The organism is Streptomyces sp. Tue6028 (assembly GCF_002300165.1).
Taxonomy (GTDB): Bacteria; Actinomycetota; Actinomycetes; order Streptomycetales; family Streptomycetaceae; genus Streptomyces; species Streptomyces siamensis.
In genome coordinates this window covers 151,631-176,322 of sequence record NZ_MLCE01000029.1, presented here as the reverse complement: position 1 = coordinate 176,322, position 24,692 = coordinate 151,631, and the positions used below count along the sequence as shown (strand labels likewise).

Annotated in this window: 15 protein-coding genes; 3 read left to right on the top strand and 12 right to left on the bottom strand. The window is 70.7% G+C overall.

Annotated elements, in window-relative coordinates; genetic code table 11:
* Positions 1–266 precede the first annotated feature (266 nt).
* Both BKI49_RS28230 and nrdR read right to left on the bottom strand, forming a co-directional pair.
* Positions 267–3,167, bottom strand: coding sequence for a vitamin B12-dependent ribonucleotide reductase (locus tag BKI49_RS28230; RefSeq protein WP_095937081.1), 2,901 nt, complete (start codon positions 3,165–3,167; stop codon positions 267–269).
* 150 nt (positions 3,168–3,317) lie between these two features.
* A complete protein-coding gene (gene nrdR / locus BKI49_RS28225) occupies positions 3,318–3,872 on the bottom strand; it encodes a transcriptional regulator NrdR (protein WP_095937080.1) in 555 nt (184 codons plus the stop codon).
* A gap of 519 nt (positions 3,873–4,391) precedes the next feature.
* On the opposite strand from nrdR, the gene lexA reads away from it, so the two are divergent.
* Complete coding sequence (gene lexA / locus BKI49_RS28220; RefSeq protein ID WP_095937079.1) at positions 4,392–5,168, top strand: transcriptional repressor LexA; 777 nt, start codon at positions 4,392–4,394, stop codon at positions 5,166–5,168.
* 197 nt (positions 5,169–5,365) lie between these two features.
* Here lexA and BKI49_RS28215 read toward each other — a convergent pair whose 3' ends face one another.
* The 7 genes from BKI49_RS28215 to BKI49_RS28185 all read right to left on the bottom strand — a co-directional run bounded on the left by BKI49_RS28215 (position 5,366) and on the right by BKI49_RS28185 (position 15,752).
* A complete protein-coding gene (locus tag BKI49_RS28215) occupies positions 5,366–5,812 on the bottom strand; it encodes an anthrone oxygenase family protein (RefSeq protein ID WP_095937098.1) in 447 nt (148 codons plus the stop codon).
* A gap of 428 nt (positions 5,813–6,240) precedes the next feature.
* The gene (locus BKI49_RS28210) at positions 6,241–8,217 is read right to left on the bottom strand and encodes an ATP-dependent DNA helicase (protein ID WP_095937078.1); all 1,977 of its coding nucleotides are present in this window, start codon (positions 8,215–8,217) and stop codon (positions 6,241–6,243) included.
* Between the two features lie 88 nt (positions 8,218–8,305).
* Entirely contained in the window at positions 8,306–10,318 is a 2,013-nt protein-coding gene (locus tag BKI49_RS28205; RefSeq protein ID WP_257004986.1) for an IucA/IucC family protein, read from the bottom strand.
* Positions 10,319–10,375: 57 nt separating this feature from the next.
* The gene (locus tag BKI49_RS28200; protein ID WP_095937077.1) at positions 10,376–11,269 is read right to left on the bottom strand and encodes a GNAT family N-acetyltransferase; all 894 of its coding nucleotides are present in this window, start codon (positions 11,267–11,269) and stop codon (positions 10,376–10,378) included.
* Positions 11,270–11,308: 39 nt separating this feature from the next.
* A complete protein-coding gene (locus BKI49_RS28195) occupies positions 11,309–13,384 on the bottom strand; it encodes an IucA/IucC family protein (protein WP_373557597.1) in 2,076 nt (691 codons plus the stop codon).
* Positions 13,381–13,782 (bottom strand): hypothetical protein, encoded by a 402-nt coding sequence (locus BKI49_RS28190; RefSeq protein WP_095937076.1) that lies wholly within the window; start codon positions 13,780–13,782, stop codon positions 13,381–13,383. Before BKI49_RS28190 ends, BKI49_RS28195 begins: the two co-directional genes overlap by 4 nt.
* A 524-nt stretch (positions 13,783–14,306) precedes the next feature.
* A complete protein-coding gene (locus BKI49_RS28185) occupies positions 14,307–15,752 on the bottom strand; it encodes a diaminobutyrate--2-oxoglutarate transaminase family protein (protein WP_257004994.1) in 1,446 nt (481 codons plus the stop codon).
* Between the two features lie 502 nt (positions 15,753–16,254).
* Between BKI49_RS28185 and BKI49_RS28180 the strand changes: the two genes are divergently transcribed.
* Positions 16,255–17,484, top strand: coding sequence for a trypsin-like serine peptidase (locus BKI49_RS28180; RefSeq protein ID WP_095937074.1), 1,230 nt, complete (start codon positions 16,255–16,257; stop codon positions 17,482–17,484).
* A 186-nt stretch (positions 17,485–17,670) separates the two neighbouring features.
* Positions 17,671–18,846 carry a trypsin-like serine peptidase gene (locus tag BKI49_RS28175; RefSeq protein ID WP_095937073.1) on the top strand — a complete coding sequence of 392 codons (1,176 nt, stop codon included), beginning with the start codon at positions 17,671–17,673 and terminating at the stop codon, positions 18,844–18,846.
* 224 nt (positions 18,847–19,070) lie between these two features.
* On the opposite strand, the gene hflX is transcribed toward BKI49_RS28175, so the two are convergent.
* From hflX to BKI49_RS28160, 3 genes are all read right to left on the bottom strand, one after another.
* A complete protein-coding gene (gene hflX, locus BKI49_RS28170; RefSeq protein ID WP_095937072.1) occupies positions 19,071–20,564 on the bottom strand; it encodes a GTPase HflX in 1,494 nt (497 codons plus the stop codon).
* Between the two features lie 169 nt (positions 20,565–20,733).
* On the bottom strand, positions 20,734–22,230 hold the full coding sequence (locus BKI49_RS28165; protein ID WP_095937071.1) for a M1 family metallopeptidase: 1,497 nt from the start codon (positions 22,228–22,230) through the stop codon (positions 20,734–20,736).
* Between the two features lie 78 nt (positions 22,231–22,308).
* Complete coding sequence (locus tag BKI49_RS28160) at positions 22,309–24,519, bottom strand: RelA/SpoT family protein (RefSeq protein WP_095937070.1); 2,211 nt, start codon at positions 24,517–24,519, stop codon at positions 22,309–22,311.
* Positions 24,520–24,692 lie beyond the last annotated feature (173 nt).

Here is a 24,692-nt window from a genome sequence, read left to right as displayed (position 1 = left end):
CCGCGTTCCGGGCAGTCCAGGCCCGGTCGTCTCCCTCATCGGCGGACGGAGGACTCGATTCTCTTGATCATGGGCCGGAGCATGTCACGACGGCCGGAGCCGCGACAAGCCTGTTGCCCGGTCGCCGCACGAGGCGCCGCAGCCTGCTGCACGGCCGCCGCACCAGGCCACGCGGCCAGGCGTCGTCACAAACGCCGAGGGCGGTGGAGCCGAGAACCGGCTCCACCGCCCTGCACAGGCAATTCACGCCTCAGCGGCGCCCAGGATCAGCTGCAGCCGCTGGTCGAGCCGCAGCCCTCGCAGATGTAGCAGGATCCGGCCCGCTGCATCTTCGTGCCGCAGGAGAAGCACAGGGGGGCGTCCGCCTGGATGCCCAGCTGCATCTCGACCAGTTCGGCACTGGTGTGCGCCTGCTTCGGGGCGGGCTTGGCCGCCTCGACCTCGGCCTTGGGGGTGGCGACGGCCTTCAGCTCCTGCGCGCGCGGCGCGGACTGGGCCAGCCCCTCCACGTCGACGTCGACATCGTCGATGGTCGGCTCGTAGGAGCCCGTCTCCAGGTGGCGCTGACGCTCCTCGGCGGAGTGGATGCCGAGCGCGGAGCGCGTCTCGAAGGGCAGGAAGTCGAGCGCCAGGCGGCGGAAGATGTAGTCGACGATCGACTGCGCCATCCGCACGTCCGGGTCGTCCGTCATGCCGGCCGGCTCGAAGCGCATGTTCGTGAACTTCGAGACGTACGTCTCCAGGGGCACGCCGTACTGGAGGCCCACGGAGACCGCGATCGAGAAGGCGTCCATCATGCCCGCGAGGGTGGAGCCCTGCTTCGACATCTTCAGGAAGACCTCGCCGAGACCGTCGTCCGGGTAGGAGTTGGCGGTCATGTAGCCCTCGGCGCCGCCCACCGTGAAGGAGGTGGTGATGCCGGGACGGCCCTTGGGGAGGCGCTTGCGGACCGGGCGGTACTCGACGACCTTCTCGACGGCCTCGCGGATCGTCGCCTCGGTCTTCGCGGTCACCTCGGCCTTCTCGTCCTCCTTCTTCTTGGCGGAGAGCGGCTGGCCGACCTTGCAGTTGTCGCGGTAGATCGCGAGCGCCTTGACGCCCATCTTCCAGGCCTCGAAGTAGACCTCCTCGACGTCCTCGACCGTCGCCGTCTCCGGCAGGTTGACGGTCTTGGAGAGGGCGCCGGAGATCCACGGCTGGATCGCGGCCATCATGCGGACGTGGCCCATCGCGGAGATGGAGCGCTCGCCCATGGCGCAGTCGAACACCTCGTAGTGCTCGAACTTGAGGCCGGGAGCGTCGATCACATTGCCGTGCTCGGCGATGTGGGCGACGATCGCCTCGATCTGCTCCTCCTGGTAGCCCAGGCGACGCAGGGCCTGCGGCACGGTGCCGTTGACGATCTGCATCGAGCCGCCGCCGACCAGCTTCTTGAACTTGACCAGGGCGAGGTCGGGCTCGAGGCCGGTGGTGTCGCAGGACATCGCGAGACCGATGGTGCCGGTCGGGGCGATGACGGACGCCTGCGCGTTACGGAAACCGTTCTTCTCGCCGAGGCGGACGACGTCCTGCCAGGCCTCCGTGGCGGCGGCCCAGATCGGGCTGTCCAGGTCGTCCATGCGGACGGCCGCGGTGTTGGCGTCGGCGTGCTGCTTCATGACGCGCTGGTGCGGGGTGGCGTTCTTGGCGTAGCCCTCGTAGGGGCCGACGACCGCGGCGAGCTCGGCGGAGCGCTTGTACGACGTACCCGTCATCAGCGACGTGATCGCACCGGCGAGGGCACGGCCGCCGTCGGAGTCGTAGGCGTGGCCGGTCGCCATCAGCAGGGCGCCGAGGTTGGCGTAGCCGATGCCGAGCTGACGGAAGGCGCGGGTGTTCTCGCCGATCTTCTGGGTCGGGAAGTCCGCGAAGCAGATCGAGATGTCCATCGCGGTGATGACCAGCTCGACGACCTTCGAGAAGCGCTCGACGTCGAAGGACTGGTGTCCCTTGCCGTCGTCCTTCAGGAACTTCATGAGGTTCAGCGAGGCGAGGTTGCAGGACGTGTTGTCCAGGTGCATGTACTCGCTGCACGGGTTCGAGCCGTTGATACGGCCGGACTCCGGGCACGTGTGCCAGTGGTTGATCGTGTCGTCGTACTGGATGCCCGGGTCGGCGCACGCCCAGGCGGCCTCGGCCATCTTGCGGAAGAGCGCCTTGGCGTCGACCTCCTCGATGACCTCGCCGGTCATGCGGGAGGTGAGCCCGAACTTGCCGCCCGACTCGACGGCCTTCATGAACGTGTCGTTCACGCGGACCGAGTTGTTGGCGTTCTGGTACTGGACGGACGTGATGTCGTCGCCGCCCAGGTCCATGTCGAAGCCCGCGTCACGGAGGGCGCGGATCTTCTCCTCCTCCTTGACCTTGGTCTCGATGAAGTCCTCGATGTCGGGGTGGTCGACGTCGAGGATGACCATCTTGGCCGCGCGGCGCGTGGCGCCACCCGACTTGATCGTTCCTGCGGAGGCGTCGGCACCGCGCATGAAGGAGACGGGACCCGAGGCGTTGCCGCCCGAGGAGAGCAGCTCCTTGGAGGAGCGGATGCGGGAGAGGTTCAGGCCGGCGCCGGAGCCGCCCTTGAAGATCATGCCCTCTTCCTTGTACCAGTCGAGGATCGACTCCATGGAGTCGTCGACGGACAGGATGAAGCAGGCGGAGACCTGCTGGGGCTGGGGCGTGCCGACGTTGAACCAGACAGGGCTGTTGAAGCTGAAGATCTGGTGCAGGAGGGCGTACGCCAGCTCGTGCTCGAAGATCTCGGCGTCAGCGGGCGAGGCGAAGTACTTGTAGTCCTCACCGGCCTTCCGGTAGGTCTTCACGATGCGGTCGATGAGCTGCCTGAGGCTCACCTCGCGCTGCGGGGTGCCGACGGCACCGCGGAAGTACTTGCTGGTGACGATGTTGACCGCGTTCACCGACCAGAAGCCGGGGAACTCGACGCCACGCTGCTCGAAGTTGACCGAGCCGTCGCGCCAGTTGGTCATGACGACGTCACGACGCTCCCACTCCACCTCGTCGTACGGGTGCACGCCGGGGGTGGTGTGAATGCGCTCGATGCGCAGTCCCTTGCTGGCCTTGGTGCCCTTGGCGCGGGAACCTCGTGCCGGACCGCTCGCCGTCTCTGTCATGCCGCCTCCCTGTATCGGGCTAAAACGCCCTGAAGTGCCTCGTTCTTCCCGTGGCACGGTGTGTGTCTGGTGCTGCGCGCGTCGCTGTGCGGCCGCCCGCAACGGGTCTGTGGTCGCCGCCGACGGGGCCGATCCGTGTCGGCCCGTCCGTCAGTCGGCGGCGGTGGCGGGCACGGGGACCTGGACGGCCCCTCCGGACCCGCGGTCGTCTTCCGGGCGCTCCGCGTCCGTGTCTTCGTCGTCCACGGCGGGGCGCTGCCTCATGCCTTCCCTGAGTTCCGCGATGGCGGCCTCGAAGTCCTCGAGCGAGTCGAACGCCCGGTAGACGGACGCGAACCGCAGATAGGCGACGAGGTCGAGCTCCTGCAACGGGCCGAGTATGGCCAGCCCCACGTCGTGCGTGGTCAGCTCGGCGCTTCCGGTCGCGCGCACCGCCTCCTCGACCCGCTGGCCGAGCTGGGCGAGTGCGTCCTCGGTGACGGGCCGGCCCTGGCAGGCCTTGCGCACGCCGTTGATGACCTTGGTACGGCTGAAGGGTTCGGTCACGCCGGAGCGCTTGACCACCATCAGCGAGCACGTCTCCACGGTCGTGAAACGACGGGAGCAGTCGGGACACTGGCGGCGCCTGCGGATCGACGTGCCGTCATCGGTCGTACGGCTGTCGACGACGCGGCTGTCGGGGTGCCTGCAGAAGGGGCAGTGCATGGCTCCAACCCTCCTTCACAGCACGACTCATAGACCTCGGGAGACCTCACGGGCCCCTCGAAGCAGCCCCAAGCATAGGCGATTCCCGTGGGCCCGAAGACCCGGGGGACCACAACTTCTGGGTCGCTACCGCAATCCAACCACTACATGTGGGGCTCGGTCCGTAAATTCACACACGACGCGCGTGTCGCACACGTAATGGCATGTGCCGCATGGACATACCCATCACGGACACCCGGGGGATAGCGTGGGCGACGCACGGAAGGGGGGCCGGTCCCCGGCCGACCGGGTACCGGATGGCACACTGGTCGGCGCCCACATCGGCTGTCGCGGTCTTCGCCCCCGGCGGTGAAGAGTACAGCAATGGGCCCTTTTGTCCGCCAGGCACTGTGCGAGCCATACACCCGGATTCATGATCACGTCAGCTACTTCGCGGTTTTTCACTCGAACGTGTGTTTGGCGCAACCTTTCGAAAGCAACTACCGTTGTCCAGCAGGGAGACCATCGAGAGGGGCCGACGTGACCACGACCGCAGACAGTGCCACCATCACTGCCCAGGACCGCTCCCAGGGCCGATTCGAGCCGGTGCATGCGATGAACGAAGCCGCGAATCATGAGGGACCCAAGCGCTCCCTGCCGGGTCGACCTCCAGGCATCAGGGCGGACAGCTCCGGGCTCACGGACCGACAGCGCCGGGTCATCGAGGTCATCAGGGACTCCGTGCAGCGGCGCGGCTACCCGCCGTCGATGCGGGAGATCGGCCAGGCGGTCGGCCTCTCCAGCACCTCCTCGGTCGCGCACCAGCTGATGGCACTGGAGCGGAAGGGCTTCCTGCGCCGCGACCCGCACCGCCCGCGCGCGTACGAGGTCCGGGGCTCCGACCAGGCGTCGGTGCAGCCCACGGACACGGCGGGCAAGCCGGCCGCGTCGTACGTCCCGCTCGTCGGCCGCATCGCCGCCGGTGGCCCCATCCTCGCCGAGGAGTCGGTCGAGGACGTCTTCCCCCTCCCCCGGCAGCTGGTCGGTGACGGCGAGCTGTTCGTCCTCAAGGTCGTCGGCGACTCGATGATCGAGGCCGCCATCTGCGACGGCGACTGGGTCACCGTCCGCCGCCAGCCCGTGGCCGAGAACGGCGACATCGTGGCCGCCATGCTCGACGGCGAAGCCACGGTCAAGCGCTTCAAGCGCGAGGACGGGCACGTCTGGCTCCTCCCCCACAACTCCGCCTACCAGCCGATCCCCGGCGACGAGGCGACCATCCTCGGCAAGGTCGTGGCCGTCCTGCGCCGCGTGTAACACCCCGCCAGGGGCGAGACGGTTCGCCCCACCCATGACCGGGCCCCGGAACCAACTGCGCCGGTTCCGGGGCCCTGTGCGTTCACCGCCTCCGCGGCCGGGGCGCGCTCCTCGCCTGCGCCGCCGCGGGTGGACGCGTCCGCCGCGCGCGAGGCTTTCGGCGAGTTCACCGTCCCCCGCCATCGGCCGTCGACTCGTCACGCCAGGCCGACGACCATCAGGACGAACGCCGCGACGATCACAGCGACCCGCACATAGTGGAACCGGTCCCAACGGCCGACCTGCTGCTTCCAGTCCGCCGGAACGCTCTCCCTGGTCCACTCGGCGACGCGGGAGTTGATCGGGACCAGCAGGGCGATGGACATCAGCACGCTCAGCACGAGCAGCGCGGTCGCCGTGACCACGAGGCCCGCCTCCGCGTCGCCCCACGCCGAGGCCGCCCAGACGGCACCCAGGGCGACCGACCCGATGTACCAGAACGGCATGACCTTGCCGAGCACCCGGGCGCCGTCACTGCGGGCCGCGAGACCGCCGTCGTTCGGCAGCCGGTCAAGGATGGGATTGACGAAGGCCGCCACCGCGAACTCCACGCCCACCATCAGGCCGACGACGACCACGGTGACGATGGCCAGTATGTGCTGCATGTCCACTCCCGAAGTTCTCCGCGATTTTTTCTAGCACTGCTAGGTGATGAGGCAATGCTAGACATAGCGTCGCTTGAATGTCTAGCGCTGCTAGAGGAATGGCATGCGAGAGCGTCGGCAGGTGGAGCTCCGGTGGGCCGGTGCGCGCGTGGGGTGGGGCGGCAGGACGCGACAATGCCCCGGCCGACGAGGCGTGGGGGCTGCGGGGGGGGGGAGGCGACCATCGGTCGGTGGAAGACGATGCGGGTGCCCACCGGGCGGCCGGTCGTAGGTGCACGGGCGGCCGGGCGGCCGCTGGTCGGCAGGAGCGCACAGGGGCCCACCGGTCGACCGGAGGGCACGTGGGTGGCCACCCTGTCGGCAGAAGGCCCGCGGACGGCCATCGGCCGGTGCGTGGGCCGCCGCCGTGTTCGGCGGCCCACCCCGTGTTACGCCTCTTCCGCCTTCTGGGCCGCCTCGTCGATCGCGGCGAGCGACCTGCGGACCTGATTGCGATCCGTCGTGTACCAGAAGTCCGGCAGCGACGCCTTCAGATAGCTGCCGTAGCGCGCCGTGGCCAGGCGCTGGTCCAGTACGGCGACGACGCCACGGTCCCCCGTCGCCCGGACGAGGCGGCCCGCGCCCTGGGCCATGAGGAGCGCGGCATGCGTGGCGGCGACCGCCATGAAGCCATTGCCGCCGGCGTCCTCGACGGCCTTCTGGCGGGCGCTCATCAGCGGGTCGTCGGGACGCGGGAAGGGGATCTTGTCCATGACGACCAGCTGGCAGCTGGGTCCCGGGACGTCCACGCCCTGCCACAGGGACAGCGTGCCGAACAGACAGGTCTTGGGGTCGGCCGCGAAGTTCTTGATCAGCTCGCCGAGCGTCTCCTCGCCCTGCAACAGGATCGGGTACTCCGGGATGCGCGACCGCAGTTCCTCGGCCGCGAGCTGGGCCGCCCGCATCGAGGAGAACAGCCCGAGCGTACGTCCGCCGGCGGCCTGGATCAGGTCGGTGAGCTCGTCCAGCATGTCCCCGCGGTCACCGTCCCGCGCGGGGCGTGACAGGTGCTTGGCGACATAGAGGATGCCCTGCTTCGGGTAGTCGAACGGCGAGCCGACGTCGACGCCCTTCCACTGCGGGAGGTCGTCGCCCTCCGTGCCCTCGGGGGAGAGTCCCAGCGAGGCCCCGACGCCATTGAAGTCGCCGCCGAGCTTCAGCGTCGCCGAGGTCAGCACGACGGAACGGTCGGCGAACAGCTTCTCCCTGAGCAGCCCGGACACGCTCATGGGAGCCACCCGGAGCGAGGCACCGAAGCGGTCGTGGCGCTCGTACCAGACCACGTCCCACTCGGAGCCGTTGGTGATGCGCTCCGCCACGTCGTGCACGCTCTCCACGGACGCGAGGGCCTGCTTGCGCACGGCGTCCTCGTCCTGGACGGACTTGTCACGGGTGCCGCCGATCGCCGAGATCACCGTACGCGCGGCATCGCGCAGTGCCATCAGGGCATACCCGAGGTCCTCCGGGATCTCCTCCAGGCGTCCCGGCAGTGCCAGCTCCATGAGGCGCTCGAAGCCCTCGGCGGCGGTCTGGAGCTGGTCCGCGGCCTTTTCGTTGACGAGTTTGGCGGCACGGCGGACCGCGCGGTTGACCTGGCCCGGGGTGAGCTCCCCCGTGGCCACGCCGGTGACGCGGGACACCAGTTCATGGGCCTCGTCGACGATCAGCACCTCGTGCTGCGGGAGCACCGGCGCGCCCTCGATGGCGTCGATCGCGAGCAGCGCGTGATTGGTGACGACGACCTCGGCGAGCTTGGCCCGCTCGCGCGCCATCTCGGCGAAGCACTCCGCTCCGTACGCGCACTTGCTCGCGCCCAGGCACTCGCGGGACGACACGGACACCTGGGCCCAGGCGCGGTCGGACACGCCGGGCGTGAGGTCGTCGCGGTCGCCCGTCTCCGTCTCGTCCGACCAGTCGCGCAGCCGGAGCAGGTCCTGGCCCAGCTTGCTGGTGGGCGCGGCCGCCTCGAACTGGTCGAAGAGGCCCTCCTCCTCGTCCTGCGGCACTCCCTCGTGCAGGCGGTGCAGGCACAGATAGTTCGACCGGCCCTTGAGCATGGCGAACTCCGGCCGGCGGCGCAGCAGCGGGTGCAGCGCGTCGACGGTGCGCGGCAGGTCCCGCTCCACGAGCTGCCGCTGGAGCGCCAGGGTGGCGGTCGCCACGACGACCCGCTCCCCGTGGGCGAGGGCCGGCACCAGATAGCCGAGGGACTTTCCGGTGCCGGTGCCCGCCTGGACCAGCAGATGGGAGCTGTCGTCGATGGCGTCGGCGACTGCTTCGGCCATGGTCACCTGGCCGGGGCGCTCCGTGCCGCCGACGGAGGTGACGGCGGCATGCAGGAGTTCGGGGAGTGAGGGCTTCGTCATAGCGCTGCCACCCTACGGGGCTCCACTGACAATCGGGCGATCACGGCGACCGCGACGGACGTGATCGAGACGGGTACGGGATGTGTGATCAAGGCTGGTGCAGGGGGTTCGGGACGGTGCCGTGGACGGCGGCGTGCGGGCGGTCGGGGCGGTCACGGTAGCCGTCGAGGTGCAGCCGGTTGCGGTTGAGGCAGAGGCGCTCGATACGGGGCGTGAGCAGGTCGAACATCTCGTAGCGGTCCTTCAGCTCCGGGAACCGCGTCTGATGGCGGACGATCTCCGCGCGCACGAGAGACCAGAACTCGTCCTCCGGGACGCCCAATTGTTCTTCGCAGAGTGGTGCGAGGTAGCGGAACACTCCCACGAAGAGCCCGGAGTGGATGAACTGGATCAGGAACTCGGGCGGCTCGGCGAGCAGCACCCGTCGTACTTCGTCGGGCATGGACGTGTGCTCGGGAAGCGGCTCGGCGCTCACGTTGACGTCGTCCACGAAGTCCTTCACGGCGAGCCGGACCGGTACGTCGTGGTCGTCGAAGACAACGATCGTGTTCTCTCCGTGTGGGCTGAACACAGTGCCGTACCGGTACAGGAAGTGCAGCAGCGGCGGCAGCAGTGCGCCGAAGAGGCGGCGCAGCCAGGCCTTCGGCGCGAGCCCCGAGCGCCCGACGAGCTGTGCGGTGAAGGCGCGGCCCTGCGGGTCGGTGTGCAGCAGCGCGGCCAGTGTGCGGGCGCGTTCGCCCGGGGCGAGCCGACGGGACAGCGGCTCGCGCCAGATCGCCCCGAGCAGTTCCTTGTACTGGTAGGGCACCTCCGGGAGGCCGTCGTAGACCGGATGCCCGACGGTCACAGAGGCGACCTCGCCGAGGAGGATCACCCCGCAGGTGTCCCGCAGGAACGGGTCGGTGTCGCGCAGGCTGTGCATCCAGGAGGTGACGGCGGGGGCCGCGAGCGTCCGTTCCGTCGGCAGGCCCCGCCACACCAGGGTGTTGAGGACGGATAACGGCAGCTTCAGGGCGTGCCGGTCCGGGCGCGAGACGTTGAGGAACGTACGGATCGACTGCTGCGGCAGGCGCAGGTCGCCGTCCGAGTGCAGGGGCACGATCCGGTCCGCGGCGACCTCGGACGTGAACAGGGGCAGCACGACGTCGTCCCACTGCCAGGGGTGCACGGGCAGGTAGAGGTAAGACTCCGGGGTGAGCCCGTGCGCGCGGAGGACGCCGTCGAAGGACTCCCTGACGGTGGGGGCGAGCTCGTGCGCGTAGAGCTGTTCCGCGGTGTCGAGGCCCGGAACGCCCCGGTAGGCGGCCAGCGAGGTGTGCACGGCGATCCACGGCAGGGCCGCCGCCTTCCGGGCCTCCGGCGCCCAGTCGCCCGCGTCCCGTGCGGAGAAGCCGAGGCGGCCCTTGTTCAGCACGAGCCACGGGTGCCCGGTCTGGTGGCCCTCCAGTTCGGCGTACCCCAGCTCGGCCAGCTCGGCAGCGGTGAGAGCGTCGTGGTCGAGGCGCGCGTCGGCGGCGAGGGTGGTGCTCATCTCGCGGACGGCGTGGCCGAGCGTCGCCCCGTCGAGTCGCAGCACCCCGCGGGCACGGGTGAGGAACCGGATCGGGTCGGTGAAGGGCCGCGGTTCCCCGTCCCGCTCCGTGAGAGTGAGTGAGTCGGGGTCCACCCGCCAGCTGCCGTACGCGGTACGGCGGGCACGGAAGGACAGAGTGCCCCGGTCGTCGAGGGGGAGGGAGTAGCGGGAGTGGAGGGAGTGGGGGTTGCGTAGGCCGGTGGTCGCGGCCCGGTGTCCTTCCCCTGGCTCGGCCTCGTGCTCATGGGACTCCGGTACGTCGCCGCGCTCCCGCTCTCGCCCGGCGTCGGGCTCCAGTCCGTGCCCTGGCCCGTGGCCGCGCTCTGGCCGGTGGCCGAGCTGGGCCGCGGGCGCGGCCTCCGGCTCCGGCTCCGGCTCCGGCTCGATGATCCCCTCGTACGCGAACTCGCCGATCATCTTGGCGAGCAGCCGGCGGCCGGCCCGCTCCCATCGGTCTTCGCGCAGCTCAGGCGGGTCGTACAGGGAGGGCGTCGCTGCGGAGGCCGGGTTTGCGGAGAAATTCGGCACGGGGACTCCTCGACAGGGAACCGGAACGGGACGAGCGGTGTACCAAGAGTGACGGCGCTACAACAGATCGCGCAGGGCCCGGTCTCGGACCATGAGCGCTGCCCGCTTGTCGGGCAGGTCGACCTCGGCGGAGAAGCGGAAGCCGGCGCTCAGGAAGGCGGAGACGGAGGGGGTGTTGCGAAGGTCGGGTTCCGCGACGACACGCGCGCAGGAGGGGCGGCAGTCGAGCGCGTGGTCGGCCACGGCTCTGAGCAAGGCGGAGCCGAGCCCTCGCCCACGATGGGCGACGCCACCGATGAGGAGGTGAATTCCGGTGTCGTGCGGTCGGGAGGGGTAGTGGCGGGCCAGGGGATCGAGATCCGCGCGGTAGATCTCCCAGTAGCTCATCGGAGTGCCGTCCAGCAGTCCGAGGCAGGGCACGCTGCGCCCGTCGCCGTCGAGTTGGAGGCGCAGATGTTCTTCGGTGACGGCCCCGGGCCCGGCGAGCTTCCAGAATTCGGCCACGACCGGGTCGTTCATCCAGCGGGTGATCAGGGTCAGGTCGCGTTCGACTCGCACGGGGACGAGCTGGAAGACGCCCACAGGGGTGCTGGTCGGCCCCCAGCCGCCCACACGATCGAGCAGGTCGTCGTCCGCCGACGCGACGTAAGTGCTCTCCGTCGCACCGCCCTGCGCGATGCCTGCGCCACCGCCCCCGCCTCCTACGGCTCCGTCCACGGCCCCCGGGACGGATCCGCCCCGCCCGTCGGCTGTCTCCGCGAAGTACGCGAGGAGCTCGTCGGGGAGGCGCAGGTCGAGGGTGTCCTCGACGTCCGCGCTCACGCAGGGGCCCAGGTCGGAGTCCGAGGGCGGACTCGTCTCGGTGCCGGATTCATAGACGGATGCGTCGGCCCGTCCCGGGACGGGCGCGGGTGCGGTGTCGGCGTCGGTGCTCGCGTCGGTGGGAGGCACGGCGACGCTCCTCTCAGGAGACGGGGTGGGACATGTTCCTCAGGAATGAAGGGGGTTGGAGATGGTGACGTAGACGGACTGGGTGTCGACGGGCCCGACGAGCTCGTCGAGGCCGTGCAGTCGGGTCAGCAGGTTGGCCTTGCAGCGCAGGACCGGTGATTCGAGCAGCCGGGCGGGAAGGGGGGTGCGCAGCCGGGCGGGTCCGGTGACCACGTCGGCGAGGAAGCGGCGGAAGGCGGCGAGCAACAGCCTCTCGTCGGCGAGGTGCTGGGACCCGAACGCTCCGATGAGGCCGAACACGTTGTTGATGCCGAGGTAGTAGGCGAAGCGTTCGTCGGTGACCTCGTCGGAGACGAAGGTGTCGCTGTGGGTGCCGATGCCGGACAGCCTCGCGTCGAGCTCCGCGCGCCGGGACTCGCGGAAGTAGTAGCCCTGGTTGTCGCGGTAACGGCCGCCCCGGGGCCAGCCTTCGGGGTCGAGGAGGAGCAGCGTGTTCTGCTGGTGCGCCTCCAGGGCGATGCCCGCCTCGCTGTCCAGCCAGAGCACAGGGCGTACGACGTGGTGCAGGTAGCGCAGGAACCACTCGGTGGCGACGGCGCCGCGGGGACGACCGGTGCGCCCGGCGAGCCCGGTGATGATCTCGCTGAGCCTGGACCGCATCGAGGGCCGGTCCGCGAGCGTCCTGCCACTGCCGGGCAGCACGGCCGGCCGGGGTGACACCAGCCCGGCGATGCAGCCGGCGTCGTCCGTCGGGCGGAAGGGGTTGTGGCGGATCACGACGTCGAGCCCCGGCAGCGGGTTGCCGTCCGGGCCGTCGACGGCGAGCCAGGCCGGGTCCCGCACGATGTCGAAGCCGGGGTGGGCGGCCTGCCACTGCTCGGACAGACCGCCGCGCAGCAGGCGGTGGACCTCCACTCCGCGGTGGAGTTCCTTGCGGAGGTTCTCACGGCGGGAGTTGGTGATGCGCAGGCCCAGGGACAGTTTGAGCATGGCCGGGGCGTCGGAGCGGTGGACGGTGCGGACCGAAGAGGTGGGGTGCCATGGGGCGCCCTGCGCGCCGAGGTCCTTGAGCAGGCCGGCGTCCATCAGTTCGGCGGTCTCGCGCCGGTGCCGGACCTCGCGCATCTGCCAGGGGTGCAAGGGCAGGGCGGCGGCGTACCCGGCGGGCAGCGGGAGCTCCGCGCCCGCCAGTCGCAGGGTGAGCTGCTCCGCGGACACGGGGCGGCCGCGCTCCGTCCATGCCGAGTCGGTGGCGAGCACGGAAGGGGCGATCGCCATCCAGTGCAGGGGGAAGGAGCCGCGCAGTTCGGGCGAGTAGAGCCGGGCCTCGGCCTCGGAGAGCCCTTCGCGGCCCTTCGGTGTGGGGTGCAGCGGATGACCGAGCAGGAGCGCCTGCTCGGCGGCGAGGAAGAGGTGGGGTGCGTCCGCGGGCCGCTGTCTGCGGTCGCTGATGAAGGCGGCGGTACGGTGCACGGAGTCGGCGACCCGGCCGACGAGGTCGGCTCCCGCGAGGCCGGGGCCGTACTCCGCACGGGTGCCGTGTCCGGGCTCCCTGGTTCCGTCAGCTGCTCCGGTTCCGTCGGCCCGCCCGGCTGATCCGGTACCCGAGGCTCGCCCGGCTGCTCCGGCTCCTTCTCCTTCGGCTCCCCGGGCCGCTCCGGTTCCGTCGGCTGCCGCGGCCGCCGTGGCCGTTTCGCGGGTGATCAGGGCGGCTACGGTCACCGCGTCCGCGGGCGGTGCTCCCTCGGGGGCGCCGGCGAGACAGGGCAGGCCGAAGCGGTGCCAGCCCGTGGCGGACCAGTAGTGCACGGGGACCATGAGGCTCGTGCCGCTGCCGGGGAGGGGAATGCGGAGCGTGCCGTCGTCAGGCGCGGCCAAGTCGTTCTCCCGCACCCAGCAGCGCAGCAGGTTCTCGACCGCCGCCGCCTGCGCAGCGGTCTGCGCGTCAGGGTGTTCCAGCAGATCGGCGGTGGCGCCACGCAGACGCTCGGACACCCTGACACCCTCCTTCTGCCGGGGCACCGTTTCGGCTCCTGGCATCGGCGGGGTCTGTGTGCCGCGGACCGCGCGCTCGTTGCTGTCGGGGCGGCCGTGTGGTGCGGGGGTGGCGTTCACGGGAGTTCCTTGTGGGGTCGTTCGGGCTCGTGCGGCGACGAGTCGGTCGCTACGGGTAGGTGGGCTTTCGGCTTTCCTGGCCGGTTCGGACGGGGCCGGCTCCTCCGGGACGGGCTGGTGGTCCGGGCTGGGCCCGCGGTCAGGCTGAGGCAGAGGTTCCGGTCGGACTGGTCGTCCTGCACGGGCTGGCCGTTCAGGCCCCGCTGGTCGTCCCGCTCGGGCTGGCCGTTCAGGCCCCGCTGGTCGTCCCGCTCGGGCTGGCCGTTCAGGCCCCGCTGGTCGTCCCGCACGGGCTGGCCGTTCAGGCCCCGCTGGTCGTCCCGCACGGGCTGGCCGTTCAGGCCCCACTCGTCGTCCCGCACGAGCTGGCCGTACAGGCCCCACTCGTCGTCCCGCACGAGCTGGCCGTACAGGCCGGGCTGGTGATGGCGTCGGGCCGGCGCCCGGGCTAGTAAGGGCACTCGGCCTTCGTGCTCGGACCCCGAGTTCGGACGATGGGCGCGGGCCCCGCCCCACTGCTGCCCCACTGCCGTCCCACCACGCTTCGCCCGCCGCACCGCGAACACTCCACCGACCGACCGGAGCGAGTGCTCCAGCGCCGACTGGACCGGACGCCCGACGTCTGACTGGGACGCGCACCCCACGCCATGGCGGGCCGAGCACCCCACGGACGGGTAGGCCGGGCGACCCAGGCGAGGGCGGGACGGGCGGACCGCGTCGAGGCGGGACGGGCGGACCGCGTCAGCGCGGGACGGGCTGCCCAGCCTGCTCTGCCGGTTCGTCAGGCCCTGCCGGTTCGACCGACCCGCCCGCGCCCGCCGCATGCTCCGGACACACCCGTCGCACCGGGCGCCCTGGACGCACCGCCCGCTCCCGCGCCCCGGTCCCGGCCCCGCCGAGCACTTCCCGCCGCCCCCGCCCACTATGGGCTCCGCCACCGCCCCACGCCCTCGTCGCGCGGCATGCCCTCCATGCGTGGCGGGCACACGCCCGGCGGACCGCATGCGTCGCCGGGTGGTCCCTCCTCGTCTCGGCGACCGCCGATGGGTGCGCGGACCGCACCCTGCCCCAGGTCCCCTCGCACGACGGCTGCCACGGCGTCGGCGAGGCGGTCGAGGACCGCGGTGACCTGTTCGTCGCTGATGGTGAGGGGAGGAAGGAGGCGCACCACGCTGGAGTGGCGACCGCCCAGCTCGACGATGAGCCCTCGGCGCAGACACTCCCGCTGGACGGCGGCGGCGAGTTGGGGTGCGGCGGGCCGGGGGCCTCCTACGGTGTCCGGGGCCGCTTCGGGGTGCACGAGTTCGACGCCGATCATCAGGCCCCGGCCGCGCACGTCGCCGACGCAGGGGAAGTCATCGGCGAGCACGCGCAGTTGGGCCAGCATGTGAGCTCCCACGGTGCCCGCGCGCTCGGCGAGACCGTTCTCGCGGACGTGGGCGAGGGTCGCCGCACCCGCGGCCATGGCGAGTTGGTTGCCGCGGAACGTGCCGGCGTGGGCGCCCGGTTGCCAGACGTCGAGTTCGTCGCGGTAGACGATCACGGCCAGCGGCAGGCTGCCGCCGATGGCCTTGGACAGCACCATCACGTCGGGCGTGATCCCGCTGTGCTCCACGGCCCAGAAGGTGCCGGTGCGGCCCACTCCGGTCTGGACCTCGTCAGCGATCAGAGGGATGGACCGTGCCGCCGTGATCTCGCGCATTCGCCGCATCCAGCCGTCGGGCGCGGGAATCACCCCGCCCTCGCCCTGGACGGGTTCGAGGATCATCCCGGCGGGATGCGGTACGCCCGACTTGGAGTCGTCGAGCACGGACTCGGTCCAGCGCGCGGCGAGTTCGGCGCCGTGGTCGCCGCCGACACCGAACGGGCAGCGGTAGTCCTGCGGATACGGCAGGCGTGCGACACGTACGTCGGTCGCGCCCCCGGATGCTTCGAGCGCCCCCGCGGTCATCCCGTGGTAGGCGCCGGTGAAGGCGAGCATGCCCGCCCGGCCGGTCGCCGTGCGCACCAGTTTGAAGGCCGCCTCGACCGCGTCCGTCCCGGCCGGTCCGCAGAACTGCACCCGGGCACGGTCGGCGAACTCGCGGGGCAGTGTGCGGAACAGCTCCGTGGTGAACGCGTCCTTCACCGGGGTGGCGAGGTCGAGGACATGCAGCGGGGCCCCTGAGTCGAGGACCTTTCTGATCGCCTCCAGGACCACCGGATGGTTGTGCCCCAGGGCCAGGGTGCCCGCGCCGGAGAGGCAGTCGAGGTATCGGCGTCCGTCGGCGCCTTCGATGGTCAGGCCGCGGGCCCTCACGGGAACGATCGGCAAGGCACGCGCATAGGTGCGGGCCGCCGACTCGCGCGCCGATTGGCGCCGCAGAATCCCCTCGTGCGCCGCGCGCGCCCCCTCGGACGCTCCGGGAACAGCTTCGGGCGCCGTGTCGGAGGTTCCGGGCACACCGGCCCGCTTCCCCTCGGACGGCCCAGTCGCTCCCACCGGCACCACCGCAGACTCGGTCACGGCCACTGGTACAGGTCCTCCCGCTGTCCACAGGCGAGTTGGCGAGGGGTTCTGAACACAGGCGGCAGGCCCCCCGTACGTATCAACGACGCGGCGCGTCCGGGGAAGCGGGTGAGTCGAAGATCCTTGCCGTGACGGAACCGTTGCCGTTCCGTCGGATGTCCCCCACAGCGACCGCATAAGGTGTGGTGCCGTTCAGCCTTATCGAACGATCAAGGTCGATCGGCTCCCCGAGGTCCCGAACCGGGGCTCCGGTTCGGCCGATCCGTACGAAGCCGCACGTACGCACGCGTACGACGGACACGACGACGTACGCACCGCACCAGCAGCGCACAGTTCTCTGACGTCCAGGGGGAGTTACACCATGCGATCCATACGTCCGCCCTTCGCCGCCCGTCGAGGGAGGGGCGCGCGCCGCAGAACCTCCCCCGTGCTGGCCGCGATCGGCCTCACCGCGGCGCTGGCACTGACCGCCACCGCCTGCAACTCGGGGGACGACAAGGCAGGTGGCGAGCCCAGCGCGGCCGCGACCCAGGGCGGCGACGACAAGATCAAGATTCCGGACGACATCAAGAACAAGCTCAAAGAGCACGGCATCGATGTCGACAAGTGGAAGAACGGCGCCTGGAAGAACTGGGACAAGGACGACTGGCTGCGCGAGGCGGACGACTACATCAACCCGATCATCAAGGGTCTGTGGGACCCGGACCGGATGCGTGGGGCCGACGACCCCGACAAGGACAAGGGCGTCGACGACAGCGACCTCTCCGGTGACCAGGGTGTCACCGACCCGACCCCCGCTCCCGTGACGGCCCAGGCCGTGAAGCCCGTGTACCACGGCAGCGTGCCGGTGGCCGGCAAGGTGTTCTTCGACTCCCCCGAGGGCACGATGGTCTGCTCGGCGACGGTGGTCGAGGACCCGGCGCATCCGGGCAAGTCCAATCTCGTGTGGACCGCGGGCCACTGCGTGCACGCCGGCAAGAAGGGCGGCTGGTACCGCAACATCGCCTTCGTGCCCTCGTACAACGACTCGGGGATGACGTCCGCGCAGTTGGAGAAGGCCGGCCGGCAGCAGGTCGCGCCGTACGGCGTGTGGTGGAGCGACTGGGCGCAGACCTCGGACCAGTGGATCGAGCAGGGTGGCTCCACGGGCGGCCAGGGTGCCCCGTACGACTTCGCCGTGCTCCATGTGACGCCGGAGAAGGGCAGCGACGGCAAGTCCCTTGAGGAGACCGTCGGTTCCGCGCTCCCGGTGAACTTCAACGCTCCGGCCGTGCCGAAGGTGTCGAGCATCACGGCGACGGGCTACCCGGCGGCGGCTCCGTTCGACGGTCAGAAGCTGTTCCAGTGCACGGACAAGCCGGGGCGGCTGTCGGTCGCGCAGGCCGACCCGACGATGTACCGCATCGGCTGCACCATGACGGGTGGCTCGTCCGGCGGCGGCTGGGTGGCCGCGGGATCGGACGGCAAGCCGGCGTTGGTGTCCAACACCTCGATCGGCCCGGTCAAGTTCGGTTGGCTGGCGGGCCCGCGCCTGGGCAGTGTGGCCAAGGGTGTGTACAACTCGGTGAGCGAGAAGTTCGCCGGGCAGTGACGCGAAGGACGTAGCGGCACTCGGACGGACGGCGGTGGGCCGGCTCACGGGAACTTCACCGGCTCACCGCCGTTCGTCCCCGGCCGCACGGGCACAGTGGGGTGTCGCGTCGGGCGGGTTACGCGCACGGCCACCCCACACCTGACCAGCACATGACACATCAGCTCCAACGGGGGTTTCAGCACCATGCGTTCCACTCACCGGCGAAGGCGTCTGCTCGCCGTCACCGGACTCGTCGCGGCCCTGGCGCTCACCGCCACCGCCTGCGAGTCCGGTGACGACAAGGCGAGTGACAAACCGAGCACGCCCGTCAGCCAGGGCGGCGACGACAAGATCAAGATCCCGGGTGACATCAGGGACCGGCTCAAGGAACACGGCATCGATGTCGACCAGTGGGAGAACGGCGGCTGGAAGAACTGGGACAAGGACAAGTGGCTCAGTGAGGCCAAGGACTTCGTCAACCCGGTGATCGACGGGCTGTGGAAGCCCGAGCGGATGAAGTCGGCCAAGGACCCCGACAAGACGATCTCCGCGAAGGACGCGGCCGCCGACCAGGGCGTCAGCGACCCCGACCCGGCACCCGTCGACGCCAAGGCCGAGAAGACTCCGTACCACGAGTACGCCGCCCCGGTCGGCAAGGTGTTCTTCGACTCCCCCGAGGGCTCGATGGTCTGCTCGGGCACGGTCATCAAGGACGTGAACCACCCGGGCAAGTCCAATCTCGTGTGGACCGCCGGGCACTGTGTGCACGCCGGCGGCAGCGGCGGCTGGTACCGCAACATCGCCTTCGTGCCCTCGTACAACGACCAGGGCAAGTCCGAGTCCGAGCTGGGCAGCGCCACGGCCTCGGAGATCGCGCCCTACGGCCAGTGGTGGGCGGACTGGGCCTCCACGTCGAACCAGTGGATCTCGGGCGGTGACGAGACGGGCGGCGCGGGCGCGCCGTACGACTACGCCGTGCTGCACGTGAAGCCGGAGCAGGGGAGCAAGTCCCTGGAGGAGACCGTCGGCAACGCCCTGGCGGTGGACTTTTCCGCACCGTCCGCCCAGGACGTCGACGCGATGGGGGCCTGGGGCTACCCGGCCGCACCGCCGTACAACGGTCTCGACATGTTCAAGTGCGTCGACCGGCCGGGCCGCCTCTCGCTCGACCCCGCGCTCCCGACGATGTACCGGATCGGGTGCACGATGACCGGCGGTTCCTCCGGCGGCGGCTGGTTCCGCGTGGTCGACGGCGAGACGAGGCTCGTCTCCAACACGTCGATCGGCCCGTCCGACAACACCTGGCTGGCGGGCCCGCAGCTCGGCAAGGGCGCCGAGGCGCTCTACCAGAGCATGAGCGAGGAGTACGGCGGCCAGTAGGGCACCCGTCACGCGCGGCGCCGGCGGACCACCACGGCACACGGCGCCGGCGGACCACTTCGTCACGCAATGCCGGTGGAACCGCCGTCGCACGCGACGCCGGCGGGCACCGCACCGTCACCGGCAGCACCGCACACACCGGGAACGACGAAGGCCCGCCCCCTGCGAGAGGGGGCGGGCCTTCTTGCTCGTCGGTCTCCGGCGTCACGGAGCCCGGAGTGCGACTACAGCGCCGGTGCCGGAACGTACGGCGCGAGGTCCGCCGCCAGTTCCTCGTGCACGCGCGCCTTGAGCAGCGTGCCCTCCGGGGTGTGCTCCTCGGAGATCACCTCGCCCTCGGTGTGCGCGCGGGCGACCAGCTTGCCGTGCGTGTACGGCACGAGCACCTCGATCTCGACCGAGGGGCGCGGCAGATCGTTGTCGATGAGCGCGAGCAGTTCGTCGATGCCCTGACCGGTGCGGGCCGAGACCGCGATGGAGCGCTTCTCGATCCGCATCAGCCGCTGGAGCACCAGCGGGTCCGCCGCGTCCGCCTTGTTGATCACCACGATCTCCGGCACATCGGTGGCGCCGACGTCGCGGATGACCTCGCGCACGGCGGCCAGCTGCTCCTCCGGCGCGGGGTGCGAACCGTCCACCACGTGCAGGATCAGGTCGGAGTCGCCGACCTCCTCCATGGTGGAGCGGAACGCCTCGACCAGGTGGTGCGGCAGGTGCCGTACGAAGCCGACCGTGTCGGCCAGCGTGTACAGCCGGCCGCTCGGGGTCTCCGCGCGGCGCACGGTCGGGTCCAGGGTCGCGAACAGCGCGTTCTCGACCAGGACGCCCGCGCCCGTGAGGCGGTTGAGCAGCGAGGACTTGCCGGCGTTGGTGTAACCGGCGATGGCCACGGAGGGCACCTTGTTGCGGCGGCGCTCCTGACGCTTGATCTCGCGGCCGGTCTTCATGTCCGCGATCTCCCGGCGCATCTTCGCCATCTTCTCGCGGATACGGCGGCGGTCCGTCTCGATCTTGGTCTCACCGGGACCACGGGTGGCGAGGCCGCCGCCCTTGCCGCCGCCCATCTGACGGGACAGCGACTGACCCCAGCCTCGCAGTCGCGGCAGCATGTACTGCATCTGCGCGAGCGCGACCTGTGCCTTGCCCTCTCGGGACTTGGCGTGCTGGGCGAAGATGTCGAGGATCAGGGCCGTACGGTCGATGACCTTGACCTTGACGACGTCCTCGAGGTGGATCAGCTGGCCGGGGCTCAGCTCACCGTCGCAGATCACGGTGTCGGCACCGGTCTCCACGACGATGTCGCGCAGCTCGTAGGCCTTGCCGGAACCGATGTACGTGGCCGCGTCGGGCTTGTCGCGGCGCTGGACGACGCCGTCGAGCACGAGCGCTCCCGCGGTCTCCGCGAGGGCGGCCAGCTCGGCGAGCGAGTTGTCCGCGTCCTGAATGGTCCCCGTGGTCCAGACGCCGACGAGTACGACGCGCTCCAGGCGGAGCTGCCGGTACTCGACCTCGGTGACGTCCTCCAGCTCGGTGGAGAGGCCCGCAACGCGGCGCAGTGCCGCGCGCTCGGAGCGGTCGAACTGCTCGCCGTCCCGCTCTCCGTCGATCTCGTGGCTCCAGGCGACGTCCTCTTCCATCAGGGCATCGGCCCGAAGACCTTCGGGGTAGTTCTGCGCGAAGCTCTGCGCGTCCTGGGAAGGGGAAGAAGAGGAGGTCATTGGATCCTTACGTCGATGGGAACACTTGTTCGGCGGACGTCGTCCGTCATAGGGGAGAACGTCCCCGGCCACCGGGAGATTCCCGGATTCCGCCGGGCGAACCCCCAAGGGGCCGGGCCGGCGACTCGAAGATGGTCGCACGGGACGGCCCGTCTCGTCACGCGAGTTATCAGGCACCCTTGCGCGCCTTCGGCGGGTCGCTCTTCCAGTCCTCGTGCCCCGGCATCGGCGGGGTCTTCGTGTCGTACAGCCATGCTTTGAAGAACCCGCTCAGGTCACGGCCGGCGACGGCGGTCGCGAGGGTCACGAAGTCGTCCGTCGAGGCGACGTCGTCGCGGTGGACGCTCACCCAGGTCCGCTCCAGGCGCTCGAAGGCGGAGCGCCCGATCTTCTCGCGCAGCGCGTACAGGACGAGTGCCGCTCCGTCGTAGACGCTCGGCCGGAAGATGCTGATCTTCTGGCCGGGGGCGGGCTTCTTCGGTGCTGCGGGCGGGCCTCCGGCGTCGCGCCAGGAGTCGGACGCGCGGTACGCCGCCCGCATCCGCTCCTCCATCGGCTTGTGCGCCTTCTCCTCCGCGTACAGGGCCTCGTACCAGGTGGCGTGTCCCTCGTTGAGCCACAGGTCGGACCAGGCGCGCGGGCTGACGCTGTCGCCGAACCACTGGTGCGACAGCTCGTGCACCATGATCGACTCGACGTACCACTTCGGGTACGCGGGCTCCGTGAACAGCCCCTTCTCGAACAGGGAGAGCGTCTGTGTCTCCAGCTCGAAGCCGGTCTGCGCCTCGGCCATGAGCAGCCCGTACGTCTCGAAGGGGTACCGGCCGACCTTGCCCTCCATCCAGGCGATCTGGTCGGGGGTCTTCTTCAGCCAGGGTTCGAGCTTCTTGGCATCCTTGGCGGGCACGACGTCCCGTACGGGCAGACCGTGCGGCCCGCTCCGGTGCAGCACGGAGGACCGGCCGATGGAGACCTGCGCCAGCTCGGTGGCCATGGGGTGCCGGGTGCGGTACGTCCAGGTGGTGGACCGGCGGGAGCGGTCGGCTCCCGCGGGCAGGCCGTTCGCCACGGCCGTGTACCCGTCGGGCGCCGTGACGTGGAAGGTGAACATCGCCTTGTCGGAGGGGTGGTCGTTGCACGGGAAGACGAGGTGGGCGGCGTCGGCCTGGTTGGCCATGGCGAGCCCGTCCTTGGTGCGGACCCAGCCGCCGTCCTGGTCCTCGGCCGTGACCGGGTCGCTCGTGTGATGCACGACGACGTGCATCCGGCTGCCCAGCGGCAGCGGCTTCGCGGGCGTGACGACGAGGTCCTGCCCGGCGGTCGTGTATGCCGCGCGCTTCCCGTTGACCTCGACCGATTGCACCTTGCCGTGGGCGTAGTCGAGGTTGATGCGTTCCAGCCGGGAGGACGTGAGGGCGTCGATGGTGGTGACGGCCGCGAGCGGCTTGTCGTTGGCTCCGGGATAGGTGAACGCGAGGTCGTACGACTGGACGTCGTATCCCGGGTTGCCCAGGTGCGGGAAGAGGCTGTCGCCGATCCCGAGAGGGGTCGCCGGCGAGGGGGCGCTCGCGGCGATCAGGCAGACGGAGACGGCCGAGGCGAGCAGGGCGGCCCTGATGCGGCGGGTCGGGGGACGGGGAATCCTGGGGCGGATGTTGCGCAGCATGAAACACCGCTACCAGCGCCCACGCGCCACACGGTGACGGCGCGCGCCCGGCCCACCCGAACGGGTCGGCGCGGCGGCCTATTGCGGGGCTGCCGCCTGGTGCTGCGCGCGGCTCACGTCGTACACCCCCGGCACGTTCCGCATGGCCCGCATCAGGCGGGGCAGGCGCGCCGCGTCCGGAAGTTGGAGCGTGTACGTGTGGCGCACGCGCTGCTGGCTGGGGGGTTCGACGGTGGCCGAGACGATGGCGACGCCCTCCAGGGCGATGGCCTCGGTGAGGTCGGCGAGCAGGTGGGGCCGGCCGAAGGACTCGGCGACCAGGGTGACGCGGCATTCGGTGGTGTCCCCCCAGCGCACGCCGATCTCCGCACGTCCCCCGCTCTTCATGCGCGTCGCCCCGGCGCACTCCACCCGGTGGACGGTCACCACTCCCCCGCGCACGGCGAAGCCGGTCACCTCGTCGGGCGGTACGGGCGTACAGCATCCGGCGAGGCGTACGGACGCGCCCGGTTGGTCGACGACGGCGCTGGCGGCGGGCCGTTCCGCGGGCGTGTCCTGGACGGGACGCTCGGCGGGGGCCTCGACGGCCGGGCGGCGGGCGGCCTCGGGTGCCCCGGAATCCTCGGACGACGGGTCGGCGGCGGGTGAGGGGTGCGCGGCCAGCCAGCGCTGGATGGCGATCCGCGCGGCGGGCGTGTGCGCGTGCTCCAGCCACTCCCTGGACGGCTCGGAGGCCGGGTCCTGGCCCATCAGGAGCTGCACGGTGTCGCCGTCCCTGAGGACCGTACTCAGCGTCGCCAGACGGCCGTTGACGCGGGCGCCGATGCAGGCGTGGGCGTCCTCGCCGTACTGCGCGTACGCCGCGTCCACGCAGCTGGCTCCCTCGGGGAGGCCCAGCGAGCCGCCGTCGGCTCGGAAGACGGTGATCTCGCGGTCCTGGGCGAGATCCTCGCGCAGGGTGGACCAGAAGGTGTCCGGATCCGGGGCACCCTGTTGCCAGTCGAGGAGCCGGGACAGCCAGCCGGGGCGGGTCGGGTCGGCGCGCTCGCCGTCGGGCCGTTCGCCGTCGCCGTCGGCCTGGTCCTCCGACGGCGTGGCGTAGGGGCTGCCGAGCGCGATGACTCCGGCCTCGGCGACCTTGTGCATCTGGTGGGTGCGGATGAGGACTTCGGCCACCTCCCCGTCCCCGCGCGCCACCGCCGTGTGCAGCGACTGGTAGAGGTTGAACTTGGGGACGGCGATGAAGTCCTTGAACTCCGAGACCACCGGGGTGAGACAGGTGTGCAGTTCGCCCAGGACGCCGTAGCAGTCCGCGTCCTCGTTCACCAGCACCAGGAGCCGCCCGAAGTCGGCGCCGCGCATCGGTCCGCGCTTGCGCGACACCCGGTGCACGGAGACGAAATGCCGTGGCCTCACGAGGACTTCGGCCTGGATGCCCGCGTCGCGCAGGACCGCGCGGGCCTCGTCGGCGATCTCCGCGAGCGGGTCGCCGGCGCGCGCCGCGTTCTCGGCGATCAGCTCCCGGGTGCGCTCGTACTCCTCGGGGTGCAGGATCGCGAAGACGAGGTCCTCCAGCTCGGTCTTCAGCACCTGGACGCCGAGCCGTTCGGCGAGCGGGATCAGCACGTCCCTGGTCACCTTGGCGATCCGCGCCTGTTTCTCGGGGCGCATGACGCCGAGGGTCCTCATGTTGTGCAGCCGGTCGGCGAGTTTGATCGACATCACGCGGACGTCGTTGCCGGTCGCGACGAGCATCTTGCGGAAGGTCTCGGGCTCGGCGGCGGCGCCGTAGTCGACCTTCTCCAGTTTGGTGACGCCGTCGACCAGGTAGCGGACCTCCTCCCCGAACTCCTCCCGCACCTGATCGAGCGTCACTTCCGTGTCTTCGACGGTGTCGTGGAGCAGGGAGGCGGTCAACGTCGTGGTCTCCGCGCCGAGTTCGGCGAGGATCAGGGTCACCGCGAGGGGGTGCGTGATGTACGGCTCGCCGCTCTTGCGCATCTGGCCCCGGTGCGAGGACTCGGCCAGCACGTACGCGCGGCGCAGGGCCTCGAGGTCCGCGTCGGGGTGGTGGGCGCGGTGCGCGTCGGCGACATGGCCGATGGCGTCGGGCAGCCGGTCGCGGGCCGCCGGGCCCAGCAGCGCGGCCCTGCCGAGGCGGCGCAGGTCGATCCGCGGACGGCTCTTCCTGCGGTGTGCCGCGGGGACCGCCTGCTCCAGCGAGGCCGAGACCTTGGGGGCGGGCGTCGCAGGACCTGGCGTCGCGGGATTCGTCGCCTCCGCACTCATGGGCACCTCCGGCTGCGTAGACCGGCGGACGGGTGCCCCATGGCGAACACGGCTCAGGGGATTGCCTCGATCCCCCGTCCGGGCCGGTGCTTGATGCTACCGAGCCCATCACGCTCGACTGACCGCCTCTCGCCGAGCGTGAAACGGATCACCCATTCGAGCGATGGATCGGG

Bases quoted from the DNA above. Each gene is read 5' to 3' on its own strand.
- BKI49_RS28230 (WP_095937081.1), bottom strand. From the start codon at position 3,167: ATGACAGAGACGGCGAGCGGTCCGGCACGAGGTTCCCGCGCCAAGGGC.
- nrdR (WP_095937080.1), bottom strand. From the start codon at position 3,872: ATGCACTGCCCCTTCTGCAGGCACCCCGACAGCCGCGTCGTCGACAGC.
- BKI49_RS28215 (WP_095937098.1), bottom strand. From the start codon at position 5,812: ATGCAGCACATACTGGCCATCGTCACCGTGGTCGTCGTCGGCCTGATG.
- BKI49_RS28210 (WP_095937078.1), bottom strand. From the start codon at position 8,217: ATGACGAAGCCCTCACTCCCCGAACTCCTGCATGCCGCCGTCACCTCC.
- BKI49_RS28180 (WP_095937074.1), top strand. From the start codon at position 16,255: ATGCGATCCATACGTCCGCCCTTCGCCGCCCGTCGAGGGAGGGGCGCG.
- BKI49_RS28175 (WP_095937073.1), top strand. From the start codon at position 17,671: ATGCGTTCCACTCACCGGCGAAGGCGTCTGCTCGCCGTCACCGGACTC.
- hflX (WP_095937072.1), bottom strand. From the start codon at position 20,564: ATGACCTCCTCTTCTTCCCCTTCCCAGGACGCGCAGAGCTTCGCGCAG.
- BKI49_RS28165 (WP_095937071.1), bottom strand. From the start codon at position 22,230: ATGCTGCGCAACATCCGCCCCAGGATTCCCCGTCCCCCGACCCGCCGC.
- BKI49_RS28160 (WP_095937070.1), bottom strand. From the start codon at position 24,519: ATGAGTGCGGAGGCGACGAATCCCGCGACGCCAGGTCCTGCGACGCCC.